A 12,455-nucleotide genomic window follows, 5' to 3' on the forward strand; every position below is an offset into this window, starting at 1 on the left:
TTCTTTTCACACTTTTTTTAAAAGTGTGCCTTTTGTCAGTCGCGATACAAAAAGGGTATATGGCATTATTCCCGAATAACATCCCCCTAAAGGAGGAATGCTATGGCGCTAAAGTAGCATTCGTGAATGCCTGTCTGCGCATTAGTATTGAAAGTACTTAGCGTCAAGAGAGTTTCTTGTAGTGACTTGTTTGCGAACCTTTTATTTTATTCCTTTCATACTTTTAAGTTTTTTAAGCTTGAATGTATTAAGCACCAGTGTTTTTGCTCGGTCTTTTGATGACATTATCGAAAGTAAGAAGATTAATATCGCGGTTTATAATGACTACCCACCTTACTCATACATGGAAGCGGGTTCAGCGAAAGGAATAGATGTTGATATAGCTAAAGAAATTGCTGCTAAATTCAATGTGGAATTAGTGTTAACTTGGATGACCCCCGGGGAAACAACGGAAGACGATTTTCGTAATTTTTTATGGAAGGGGCACATTATTCACAAAGTAAAAGCTGACTTAATGATGCGTGCTCCCTACGACCGTTCTTTTTCCCAAAAACGTGATGATATTGGCTTATTAGCGAATGAGTTAGTTCATATGTTCGCACCGTATCAACAAGAAAGCTGGCAGATAATTCACAACACAGAACAGTTGCCAGAGGTAGAGACCATGGCAATGTTTCAATACCATACCATTGGTGCTGAAATAGACAGTATTCCTCATTTTTACCTCACCTCGGCCTTTGGCGGAAGGTTACGAGATAACACCTCTCAGTATGCTAGCAATGAACTTGCCATCGATGCCATGAAAAAAGGTGATGTTGATGCGGTAATGGGCCTTCGAACACAAATTAGCTATTTGTCTCAGTTTCTTGATAACACAAAATTCAAACTCGCTAGCAACGCGTTTCCTCTTATAGGAAAACAGAAGTGGGATTTAGGTATAGCCGCGCACAACGACTACCGAACCCTAGCGTATGAAGTTGGCGATGTAATTACCGAGATGGTACTGACCGAAAAAATGGCGCACATTTTTAGTCAGTATCATGCCGCCTATGAAATGCCAGATTATTATGCTGTTGAGTAATGCCGGCGAGCAATGCTATTGCAATAGCTCCACTTTTATTAGGCACATTTCCTGTTAATTCCTCCTCCTAAAGGAGGGGACAATTCACTCAGCCGTTCCATAGGCACGCCCATCGGGCACCGCTATTCTAATTCTATCGAATAGTCTGAAAATCAGACACATTCATGGCCAATACGCATTAGGAAACGTTATGAATAAACAACTACCACTAAAAAGAATTGCCTTAGCTTTATTGGTTTGTGCGGGGGCAATTTCCCCCGTTCAAGCTAACGTGACCGACAAAGATATACAAAACGACCAAGCCACTACTGACGATATCGTATCGTATGGCATGGGATTACGCGCGCAGCGCTATAGCCCACTATCTGCAATTAACAAAGACACCATTGAAGAAATTCGCCCAGTTTGGGCATTTTCGCTTGGTGGCGAAAAACAGCGGGGCCAAGAGTCTCAGCCTATGGTAAAAGATGGCGTTATGTATGTGACGGGTTCTTACTCTCGCGTATGGGCCATTAATGCGATGACTGGCGAAGAACTCTGGCAGTACGAAGCTCGTTTGCCCGATGGTATTATGCCTTGTTGTGATGTGATTAATCGCGGCGTAGCCTTGTACGATAATTTGGTCATATTCGGCACCCTTGATGCCAAACTGGTAGCCCTTGATAAAGATACGGGCAAAACCGTATGGAAGAAAAAAGTAGAAGACTACAAGGCTGGTTACTCCATTACTGCCGCGCCTATTATTATTGATGGTATGGTGATAACGGGTAACTCGGGTGGTGAATTTGGTGTAGTAGGAAAGGTATACGCCTTTGATGCTAAAACTGGCAAACAGATTTGGGTTAGACCTACTGTTGAAGGCCACATGGGTTATATGTGGAAAGACGGTGAAAAAACCGAGAATGGTATTTCTGGCGGCGGGGCGGGTAAAACTTGGCCTGCAGATTTATGGAAAACTGGCGGTGCTGCAACCTGGCTAGGCGGCACTTATGATGCTGATACAGGGCTGTTATTCTTTGGTACAGGTAACCCATCACCTTGGAACTCTCACCTTCGCCCTGGCGATAACTACTTCTCTTCATCTCGTTTAGCGATTAACCCTAAAACGGGAAAAATTGTATGGCACTTTCAAACTACGCCACACGATGGCTGGGATTTCGATGGTGTAAACGAGCTTATATCGTTTGATTATGAAGAGGCAGGTAAAACGGTGAAGGCCGCTGCCACTGCAGATAGAAACGGCTTCTTTTATGTATTGAACCGTGAAGATGGTGATTTCATTCGAGGCTTCCCGTTTGTAGATAAGCTAACGTGGGCCAAAGGCCTAGATGAGAATGGCCGCCCACTTTACATTGACGAAACGCGTCCTGGTAATCCGTCACTTTCAGACGATGGTAAAAAAGGCGCACAGGTTGTCGCTCGTCCTGCTTTCTTAGGTGGAAAAAACTGGATGCCTATGGCGTATTCACCTGATACGGGTTTGTTCTATGTACCTTCCAACGAATGGGAAATGGATATTTGGAACGAAACCACCTCATATAAAAAGGGCGCTGCTTACTTAGGTGCTGGCTTTACTATCAAATCTGTCAATGAAGACTTTATAGGTGTACTTCGCGCCATTGACCCTAAAACCGGTAAAGAAGTATGGCGTTATAACAACTATGCGCCACTATGGGGTGGGGTAATGACTACAGGCGGCGGTCTAGTATGGACAGGCAACCCAGAAGGTTACCTAATGGCCTTTGACGATAAAACCGGAAAGATGGTTTATAAGTTCCAAACCGGCTCAGGCATTGTAGGGTCGCCAGTAACTTGGGAGATGGAAGGCGAGCAATATGTGTCTGTGTTGTCTGGCTGGGGCGGTGCAGTGCCTTTATGGGGCGGCGAAGTTGCTAAGCGGGTTAAGCACCTAAACCAAGGTGGTACGGTGTGGACGTTTAAATTACCAAAGCGTTATGAACAAGTGGCTAAGAACTAATTTGTTTTAAATACGATAGAAGCCGATACCTTTGTAGGTATCGGCTTTTTTATATCTGAAATAGCCTTTATCCTCCCAAAGGAGGAGCCTTTCAAAACCAAAGTAGAGTTACCCCAATTATCACATTCAGTATAATTTTTTCATCAGCTTGAGAGGATGTATGAATGATGAAAGTAAAAGTATCTCTTTTAATTACAACGCTTTTTCTGGCCTTAACGGCGCACAAGTTAGCAGCACATGGCAACGTGACGCCACAAGGCGCTGACAGCTCTGAAATGCAAAAAATTACCGATGGTGATGAGTCTGAAGATGGCTGGGTGTTTGAAAACCCTTATCGTAATTTAGATGAAGAAACTCACAAGAAGGTGTATGAATTTGGCGAGTCAGCCTACTCAAATAACTGTGCCGTTTGTCATGGTCTTCATGCGCAGTCAGGTGGCATAAACCCAGATTTACGTTTGCTCGACCCCGAAAGTATGGAAGACGATGAATGGTATGTAGAGCGCCTTCGTTTTGGATCATCAAAAGGCATGCCTGCGTTAGGCGGAATTCCAGAAGGGCAGTCTGAACCCATTTTAGATCAAGAGACACTATGGGCCATAAAAACCTATGTAGAGGCTCGTAGAATAGTAGCAATTGAAGAAGGTGAAATTGAAGTAGACTAACTATATTCCCGTTTTGTCGGCCGGGTCGAGAAATCGCCCGGCTTTTTTATAGGCCAACTATTTTTCAAAAAGTGAAAGTAGACAAATCACACCCACTTATCAAAATAAACGCCTTACATTATTTCAAATAAATCTGTGCAGAATTAGGTGTTTGCAGCTATTCTTTGGGTAGTTCATTGGACGAAACGACTTATTTTTAGGCCCTAAATGCACATCCTGCGATTCCTTTTCTTTTTAGTTTTTATCACGAGTATGCATGTTGAGGCCCAGCACGCTGACGCCCAACATACTGGTACCGGCAAGAAAGGGGATGTCGATGCGTTAAAAGCATCTATTCGTAATGAAAGGGAATTAGGAGACATTGAGAAAGCAGAGTTGTTAACGCAAGATCTGCAACGCATAGTAGACCATTCACAAACGCCCGAATTACAAGCTGATCTAGCCACTATTACAGCCGAGAATGAGATCAGCCGAACTCGATACTCACACGCTATCGAATTATTGAAGTCAGCTGAGTTAATGTATTCTCGTTTGTCTAACGATTTTGCATTAGCTCATGTCTATACCATGCTTGGTTACGCCTACTACAGCATGTCTGAATATCCCTTGTCCCTTGATTATTACCATCGCGCGTAGCGGATTTACAAGGCCTTAGATGATAAAAAAAGCCTAAGTATTGTCGGCAGTTATATGGGCATGGCGTTGGGCGCTATCGGTGATTATGAAGGGGCTATTATGGCGTACCAAACCGCGCTCGCTCATGCTGTAGAACAAGGCAGTGATGCTGAAAAGTCACAGGTGCTGTATAGCTTAGGGGGTCTAAATGCCAAGATGGGGGCTCACCGCAGTGCATTAGCGTATTTCTATAGCTCTCTGGAGATAAATACCAAGCGTGGCATGATTCAAAATATTGCATTCAACAATGCCTTAATTGCTGAGTCATTATTAGCGCTGTCAGATTTTGAAGCTGCCGAATCACATGCTAGTGAAGCCATTCGTCTTTTTAATGAAGTTAAGTCGACTGAATATGCTGATATGTATAAGTTAACGCTGGCTAAAATATATATCGCTAGAGGTGGTTACGACAAAGCCAACGAGGTTATCCAAAACGTATTACGTACCGCCAATGGTCGATTCCCAGCACTTACATTGAATGCTCTGGTAGTTGCTGCGCAGCATGCATTTATTACCAATAAATATGAAATTTCTATCGACTATGCTAATCAGGGAATAGAAAAAGCGAAGCAGGCAGAGCGGCTACCCATTGAAGTCCAGTTCCATGAGGCCAAAGTAAATTCACTAGAAGCAATGAGTCGCTACGATGCTGCTTTTCTTGCGCTTAAAACACTGATGCGAGTCAAAGAACAACTTAACGATGAAAATAAAGTGGAAGCGATAGCAAATGTGCAAGCGCAAACTGAGTCTGTACGTAAAGAGCTAGAGCTAAATTTGAAAGTAAAAGAGCAGGCTCTTGAGCAAGCCGCGCTAAACGAAAAGTTGCTTTTGAAAAACGTGTTTATTGGGCTCATTGTCATCCTATTTTCTCTTCTGTTTGTATTATACCGGCGTTACACATTGCGCAAAGCAAACGAACGCCTAGAGTGGAAAGTTAGAATTCAAACCCGAGAGCTAAGCGAAAAGAATGAACAGCTCATTCAGTCACTTAAGCTAATAGAGTCTGAAAGTATCACCGATACACTAACAGGTTTGAAGAATCGCCGTTATTTACAAAAATTTATTAAAACAGATATCGCACTGTGCAACCGAGAGTTTTCCGACTGGCATCAAGGCAAAGGCCGTAAACCCATTGGCTCAGATTTGCTGGTTTTCATTCTAGATATTGATGACTTCAAACAAGTGAATGACAGATTTGGTCACCAAATAGGTGATGAAGTCTTAATAGAGTTTTCTAAGCGATTAGAACATGTATTCAGGCAATCTGATTATATTGTTCGGTGGGGCGGGGAAGAGTTTGTTGCGGTAGCAAGGTTTGTTGATCGTAAAAGTGCCATGGTGTTAGCGCAGCGCCTAGTAAAAGCGATTAATGACACAAAATTTGAAATGCACGACAACACGGCCCTACCGATAACTTGCTCGGTAGGTTACGTATGTTATCCACTTATTCCAACCAAGGTTATTTCATGTCATTTGGAAAAATTGATTGAGATGTCAGACGCGTGTTTATATCTCGCCAAAGCATCGGGTAAAAATACCTGGGTAGGCTTAGAGTCAGTTCATGATGAAGAAGCATTTGTTGGAGATTTCAATAAGACTTCGTTAGAGACGCTCATTCAACAAAAAAGGGTGACGATAAGGCGAGAACCAGGGTCGTAAGTTTGGCGGTAACTTTAGGATTAGATGATGCTGTTTTTTGTACCTTCTATTACGATCATACATTTCAATGTGTGAAATCAACGTTTGAAAACAAACCGTTAGTGATATACTTTTAATGACTCAGAAATAGATGCATTTCATGACGAATGTGATGATTATTGATGTACCTGAGGTATTAAACACACCTATATTATTATTTTAAAGTGTGTGTTGTTTGTATAAGGATCTTACATGGTTAGGCTTCTGCCTATGCTTTTCGCACTGTTTTTTATTGTGCAAAGTACAGCTTGCTATAGCACGGCTTTATTTGAAGATAAGGCATTAGAGTACGATTTAACTGGTCACATGGAATTTGCAGTTGCTGATGGTAATACCCTAGTAGGAGACGAATTATGGGTAGATGATCAGAGTAAAATAAGCCGCGCACCCCACCAATATTTGCATTTTCGGGTGACCATTGAAAATGCACGTAATGAGCCTGTTCCCCTTTGGTTTTCTATCACTTTTCCTTCGATTGAGCATCTGTACGTGTCAGATGGCACCCACACGTGGATAACCGGCGATGCGCTGCCATTTTCAAGCCGAGAAGTACTAGTACCTAACTACCATTTCCCGTTCATTCTTCCCGCCCAAGATAAAATGCAAATCTATGGTCACATGGAAGGAAAAATACTGCGCTACAACTTTTTTGTTGCCACCCCTGAAAAGGTGAACAAAATGTATGTCGATTCGCTGCAGCGTGATATGACATTTTTCGGGGCTATGTCGATACTAACCATTCTTAGTTTGGTTGTTTTTACTATCACAAGAAAGATGGCGTTTTTGAGTTTCGCCGCTTTTATCTTTGCCACATCATTCTGGTTTTTTAGGGTATTTGGTTACGCCTTTGAAATTTTATGGCCAACCATCCCTCAGTTAAATGACATCACTTACGCCGCTAGTATTTACGCCGTATTGCTCACGGCAGGATGGACCGTGTTTTCTAGTTTGAAGCGCCCCAATAGGACTGTTTATGGATTGAAATTTGCTATATTTTGCGGATCAATCTTGCCTTTTCTCGGCTTGCTGGTATGGCGTTACGTAGGGTTAGATGAAGCGTTACGTTTGCCCGTTATTCTACTGTTTCCCTTTGTTATTTTCGCAAGCATTGTGATTTACAAAGAACACAAAAATGGCTCTGACAGGGCAAAGTGGCTGGCGGTGACGATTTTCCCTGTAGTGTTAAGTACCCTTTCGCTCGTGCTTATTGCTCTTTTTGGTATTGACCTTCAATTAGATCCTATCACCATGTTCATGGTTGGCGTATTGATTACATGTATGTTCATGGTGATATTAGCGTCTCGGCTTTTCGTCAAAATAGTCCAAAAAGAGCGTGATACCGAGAAGGCCAATGCCGTATTAAAAAGCGAGCAAGCGTCGAAGCTTGAGGCGCTAATTCAAGAGCGTACAAAAGCATTACGCGCATCAAATGAAATGCTCAAAAAGCTAGCTGCTAACGATGGGTTAACGAACTTACCGAATCGAAGAAGTATCGATTTATTCGTAGACGCTAGCTTTTCATCAGAGGCGGATAATCATCATCACATTGCAGTGGCGTTGATAGACCTAGATCATTTTAAGAATATTAACGACACTTTCGGGCATGAAGCAGGCGATACGGTGTTGATTGAAATTGCCAAAATACTGCAGCCCTTAAATAGCAAGGAATGTATGGCGGGAAGATTTGGTGGTGAAGAGTTTGCTATTATTCAACAAAACGTAAGTGAACAGCATTTTAGCGATACGCTAGCCGATATTCACAAGCAAATTAATACACTGAGCCTTCAGCAGCTTAGCGGTTTAAAAATTGGCGCGTGTATAGGTTGGACAATATGTACAGACGCTGCTGATATCGTTTATGCATTTAGACGTGCAGATAAAGCCTTATACAAAGCAAAAGATGCGGGGCGCAATAGAATTATTGCGGCAGTTCCACGTTGATTCGAGTAGTTGTCACATAGGCAGGAGCCAAACAGAACGCCTGCCGGAAAGCCCGTTACAAAACCTAGTTCAATTTCAAAATAGCATGGTGTCGTTCATGGTCTAAATCATGATGTCGTTCTTCACCCTAGTTCTACCATAATATTATGCGCCTAAAAAACCTTTCGAAAATACACTCTATTTCGGTCAAAAGTTTAAGAACTGGTGTGGTTTATTGCCATGGTTGTTATCTTTTGCTCTTTGCTTTCCTTTCTCGAGTTGCACTTCCAATAACAAAGTTTAATCGTTTTTCATTCTGGATTAATTGTTATCGTTTACATTAAAATGTAAATGTAATCTTGATGTTATTTTGTTATGTAATTGAATTTATTTGGTTAATTTTAATTTGAAATATAAATGAAAACTATTTGTTAAAAAAGTTGTTGACGTTAAAATATAAAAATGGTCATATGCCCCAATTTTGAGCATGTGACCGATTTGGTTTATCCCAAAGGTTTTGCTCATAGCGAACAGAGAATATGCGCAGACACGAGTCTGACGAAAATTCCAATCACTTTATAAAACCGAACATAGAAACTTGAGGGTTCACCATGTTAGAAAATAACCAGCTTCAACAAGCGACTTCTCGATCTAATTTTAAAACTGCAGGGTTAAGCGTACTGGCATCAGCGATTATGGCTGCTATGGCGCCGTCACTCGTAGTGGCTCAGGAACTAAGCGAAACCTAGCCAATGTATGTGCCGCCGAGTGAACCTAATGAGTTTCTAGATGGTCGTGTTCAAGTTAATTTTCTAGCTATGCAGAACTATCAGGCTATTCAAGCAAAAGACGGCGCGTTTCGCCCTGAAGATGAAACACAATCAGATGGTTTTGGCCGTTTGCGCGTTAACTTGATGTTCAAGTTTAAAATTACCGACAACATCACAGCCGATATCGATATTGCTGAAGAACCTAATGACTTTGGTAATAATGGCGACAGAGACTTCTCATTCCACCAAGATTTCGCTGGCATCGAGTTTGATATGTTTGGCCTTACTGGTTATGAAAAAGAGAATTCAAGCCTTATCTTGCGTGTAGGTAACATTGGCGCATCTCCTTTTCAGTTTAAAGGATTCCAAGATGGCGCTGACAACCAAGGTAACGCGTTAATTGGTAATGGAATTAACGACTACGCCACAGCTGAGAACGGTATCCAACTAAGCTACACCGAGACCTTCGATAGCGGCATTCTTCGTTCATATAACGTTGCGGGCCACATGACTACGTCTAGCTTCGGCGAAGCGTTCCAAGAAGACCGAAGTTACAACTACAGATTGCAAGGTACCCTTGAGTTTAAAGGTGGTTTCAAAGCAGGCTTAAACGTTTTTCAAGCTAATCAAGGCGACCAGCTTGTATTCGCTGATGGTGTAGCAAGCCTTGATGGCGTTACGACCACTAACTATGGTTTCGGCGATGGCGAAAACTATAACTTTTCAGCCTCTGCATCTAGTGAGCGTGATACCCATGTTGGCGCACTGCCAGGCTTGAACCAGTTAATTATGCAATTGAACTTGGCTTACCAACCATCTGATCAAACGAGTGTTATTGTGATGTTAGGTAAAGCGTCTGACGACTACACCTTTGCCGATTCCGATGGAAACGCGGTGGCGGGTATTACTTACTTTGGTACAGATGGCGTGTTAGACCCAGCGGGTACAACCTTTGATTCAAACCAAGTGATTGAAGGCGATTCATCGGTGCAGTACTGGGCGCTAGAAGCCCAACAATATATTCTTCCTGAGAAGCTTTACGTAGCGGCACGTTACGCAGAGTCAGAAAATACCTCTGACCTAATTGAACAAACTGACAACGAAGTCACGCGTTTACAAGTATCTGCAGGTTACTGGATAAACGACAGAGCCTTGTGGAAAGTGGAATACGTTAACCAAGACGAAGGCGTGAACTCTGGTGGCCAGATTGGTACAGGTTTCGATGGCATCACGTCTGAAATTTCAGTGAAGTTCTAATTCAATAAACATTCAGCAGCGTCAGCGGTTTTATCTAAAACGCTGACGCTTTCAAACCAACCAAAACATTAAGTAATGAAACGAGTATGACTTTTATCCCCATCGAAAATGAAGGGGAGGGGGAAGTCATACCCTTCAAAACCTAAAGGGGAACTACCCGATGTTGAAAAAATTATCTTTAGTGATTGCCAGTGCATTGGCGATAACCACGGCGGCGCAAGCTGAAACCATTACCATCGCAACAGTAAACAATGGCGACATGATTGCCATGAAAGAACTGAGTAGCGACTTTGAAGAGAAAAACCCAGGTATTGATTTAAAGTGGGTAACGCTTGAAGAAAACATTCTACGCCAACGTGTCACTACCGACGTAGCCACTGGCGGCGGCCAGTACGATGTGATGACAATTGGTACTTATGAAGTGCCAATTTGGGGTAACCAAGGCTGGTTGGAAGAGCTTGATGGCCTTGGCGCTGATTATGACGTAGAAGATTTACTGCCTGCTATTCGTAGCGGCCTGTCAGTAGATAACAAACTCTATGCTGCACCGTTTTACGGCGAAAGTTCAATGGTGATGTACCGCACTGACTTAATGGTCAAAGCCGGTCTTGAAATGCCAAAAGCACCTACATGGAAATTTATCCGTGAAGCAGCCGAAGCAATGACAGACAAAGAAGCAGGTGTTTACGGTATTTGTCTTCGTGGTAAAGCGGGCTGGGGCGAAAATATTGCATTGCTAACGTCTATGTCTAACTCGTTTGGCGCACGCTGGTTCGATGAAAACTGGAAGCCTCAGTTTGACTCCAAAGCATGGAAAGACACCTTAGAATACTATGTTGATGTAATGGACAAGTATGGCCCTCCAGGTTCATCAGCGAACGGCTTTAATGAAAACTTAGCGCTGTTTCAAACCGGTAAATGCGGTATTTGGATTGATGCAACGGTTGCAGGCGGTTTTGTGACAAACGAGAAAGATTCTGAAGTTGCAGACAAAGTAGGTTTCGCTCTAGCGCCAGATAACGGCCTAGGTAAACGCGGAAACTGGTTGTGGGCATGGACATTAGCTATTCCTTCCAGCAGTAAGAAAAGCGATGCAGCGATGAAGTTCATCAGCTGGGCTACCTCAAAAGAATACTCTGTATTAGTGGCTGAAAAGAAAGGCTGGGCAAATGTACCTCCTGGTACGCGAGCTTCGCTTTACGAAAACCCTGAGTACATGAATGCGGCACCTTTTGCGCAAATTACTCTTGATTCTATCAACTCTGCAGACCCTAAAAATCCAACGGTAGAACCAGTGCCTTATGTGGGTGTCCAGTTTGTTGCTATTCCTGAGTTTCAAGGCATAGGAACAGCAGTTGGTCAGCAGTTTAGTGCAGCACTAACGGGCCGCATGACGGTAGACCAAGCACTTCAAAGCTCTCAGCGACTAGTTGAAAGAGCCATGCGCAAAGCGCGTTACCCAAAATAATAAAACGTTAACCACGGGTAGGTGCAAGGTGCACTTACCCACTTTTTTCACTTGTAAGGGGCTTAGCAATGGCGACTACCCAATCTCGTACCTTAGCCAAAATGATGCTGTTTCCTTCGGTCACCTTGCTGTTAGCTTGGATGATTGTTCCGCTTTGCATGACGTTATATTTCTCGTTTTTAGATTATAACTTGCTCATGCCTGGCGATAATGAATACATAGGCTTTTTGAACTACGAGTTTTTTCTCACCGATCCTGCTTTTATAGAGTCATTTTTTAATACCTTATTGCTAGTTGGCGGTGTGCTGTTTATTACCATCTGCGGCGGTATTGGTTTAGCCATATTGCTCGACCAAGCCATATGGGGCAGAAACTATGTCCGCATCATGGTATTGGCACCGTTTTTTGTTATGCCAACGGTTTCCGCATTGGTGTGGAAAAACATGTTCATGAACCCGGTAAACGGGCTGTTTGCTCATCTTGCCGAATTCTTTGGTGCAACCCCTATCGATTTCTTTGCAGAAATTCCGTTGCTATCCATTATCATTATTGTGTCGTGGCAGTGGCTGCCGTTTGCGGCGCTAATTTTACTTACCGCTATTCAATCGTTAGATAGAGAGCAACTAGAAGCGGCGGATTTAGATGGTGCAGGCCCGTTCAGTAAATTTATTTACATTGTGTTGCCGCATTTATCCCGAGCAGTCACCGCAGTTATTCTTATTGAGACCATTTTCTTGCTGTCTATTTTTGCAGAAATATTGGTAACTACGAGTGGTGGCCCAGGTTATTCCTCTACCAACATTACGTACTTAATTTACACCCAATCGCTACTTCAGTTTGATGTGGGCGGCGGTTCAGCAGGTGGAATTGTAGCAGTCATTATTGCCAACATTGTTGCCATCTTCTTAATGCGCCTTATCGGCAAGAATTTGGAGGGCTAGGT

At 42.9% G+C, this 12,455-nt stretch carries 10 protein-coding genes; all 10 read left to right on the forward strand.

The window, feature by feature from the left end; genetic code table 11:
• Nucleotides 1-181 precede the first annotated feature (181 nt).
• The 10 genes from AMBT_RS01225 to AMBT_RS01265 all read left to right on the forward strand — a co-directional run bounded on the left by AMBT_RS01225 (nt 182) and on the right by AMBT_RS01265 (nt 12,453).
• Entirely contained in the window at nt 182-1,081 is a 900-nt protein-coding gene (locus tag AMBT_RS01225) for a substrate-binding periplasmic protein (protein WP_013782736.1), read from the forward strand.
• Between the two features lie 190 nt (nt 1,082-1,271).
• Nucleotides 1,272-3,059 carry a PQQ-dependent methanol/ethanol family dehydrogenase gene (locus AMBT_RS01230; RefSeq protein WP_013782737.1) on the forward strand — a complete coding sequence of 596 codons (1,788 nt, stop codon included), beginning with the start codon at nt 1,272-1,274 and terminating at the stop codon, nt 3,057-3,059.
• 164 nt (nt 3,060-3,223) lie between these two features.
• Nucleotides 3,224-3,724 (forward strand): cytochrome c-550 PedF, encoded by a 501-nt coding sequence (pedF, locus tag AMBT_RS01235; RefSeq protein ID WP_013782738.1) that lies wholly within the window; start codon nt 3,224-3,226, stop codon nt 3,722-3,724.
• Between the two features lie 207 nt (nt 3,725-3,931).
• Nucleotides 3,932-4,360 carry a hypothetical protein gene (locus AMBT_RS01240; protein WP_013782739.1) on the forward strand — a complete coding sequence of 143 codons (429 nt, stop codon included), beginning with the start codon at nt 3,932-3,934 and terminating at the stop codon, nt 4,358-4,360.
• Between the two features lie 54 nt (nt 4,361-4,414).
• Nucleotides 4,415-6,058, forward strand: a complete 1,644-nt coding sequence (locus AMBT_RS01245; protein ID WP_013782740.1) for a GGDEF domain-containing protein — start codon at nt 4,415-4,417, stop codon at nt 6,056-6,058.
• 231 nt (nt 6,059-6,289) lie between these two features.
• A complete protein-coding gene (locus AMBT_RS01250; protein WP_041452462.1) occupies nt 6,290-8,038 on the forward strand; it encodes a diguanylate cyclase in 1,749 nt (582 codons plus the stop codon).
• A 590-nt stretch (nt 8,039-8,628) separates the two neighbouring features.
• Nucleotides 8,629-8,766: a hypothetical protein gene (locus tag AMBT_RS22720; protein WP_013782742.1), complete on the forward strand. Its 138-nt coding sequence runs from the start codon at nt 8,629-8,631 to the stop codon at nt 8,764-8,766.
• A 3-nt stretch (nt 8,767-8,769) separates the two neighbouring features.
• Nucleotides 8,770-10,044: a hypothetical protein gene (locus AMBT_RS01255; protein ID WP_013782743.1), complete on the forward strand. Its 1,275-nt coding sequence runs from the start codon at nt 8,770-8,772 to the stop codon at nt 10,042-10,044.
• A 160-nt stretch (nt 10,045-10,204) separates the two neighbouring features.
• Nucleotides 10,205-11,512 carry an ABC transporter substrate-binding protein gene (locus tag AMBT_RS01260; RefSeq protein ID WP_013782744.1) on the forward strand — a complete coding sequence of 436 codons (1,308 nt, stop codon included), beginning with the start codon at nt 10,205-10,207 and terminating at the stop codon, nt 11,510-11,512.
• A 68-nt stretch (nt 11,513-11,580) separates the two neighbouring features.
• The gene (locus tag AMBT_RS01265) at nt 11,581-12,453 is read left to right on the forward strand and encodes a carbohydrate ABC transporter permease (protein ID WP_013782745.1); all 873 of its coding nucleotides are present in this window, start codon (nt 11,581-11,583) and stop codon (nt 12,451-12,453) included.
• Nucleotides 12,454-12,455 lie beyond the last annotated feature (2 nt).

Origin of the sequence: Alteromonas naphthalenivorans (assembly GCF_000213655.1) — a bacterium.
Lineage (GTDB): Bacteria > Pseudomonadota > Gammaproteobacteria > Enterobacterales > Alteromonadaceae > Alteromonas > Alteromonas naphthalenivorans.

Coding starts and splice junctions, on each gene's coding strand:
- AMBT_RS01255 (WP_013782743.1), top strand. CDS start 8,770: ATGTATGTGCCGCCGAGTGAACCTAATGAGTTTCTAGATGGTCGTGTT.
- AMBT_RS22720 (WP_013782742.1), top strand. CDS start 8,629: ATGTTAGAAAATAACCAGCTTCAACAAGCGACTTCTCGATCTAATTTT.
- AMBT_RS01250 (WP_041452462.1), top strand. CDS start 6,290: ATGGTTAGGCTTCTGCCTATGCTTTTCGCACTGTTTTTTATTGTGCAA.
- AMBT_RS01240 (WP_013782739.1), top strand. CDS start 3,932: ATGCACATCCTGCGATTCCTTTTCTTTTTAGTTTTTATCACGAGTATG.
- AMBT_RS01245 (WP_013782740.1), top strand. CDS start 4,415: ATGGGCATGGCGTTGGGCGCTATCGGTGATTATGAAGGGGCTATTATG.
- AMBT_RS01230 (WP_013782737.1), top strand. CDS start 1,272: ATGAATAAACAACTACCACTAAAAAGAATTGCCTTAGCTTTATTGGTT.
- AMBT_RS01265 (WP_013782745.1), top strand. CDS start 11,581: ATGGCGACTACCCAATCTCGTACCTTAGCCAAAATGATGCTGTTTCCT.
- pedF (WP_013782738.1), top strand. CDS start 3,224: ATGATGAAAGTAAAAGTATCTCTTTTAATTACAACGCTTTTTCTGGCC.
- AMBT_RS01260 (WP_013782744.1), top strand. CDS start 10,205: ATGTTGAAAAAATTATCTTTAGTGATTGCCAGTGCATTGGCGATAACC.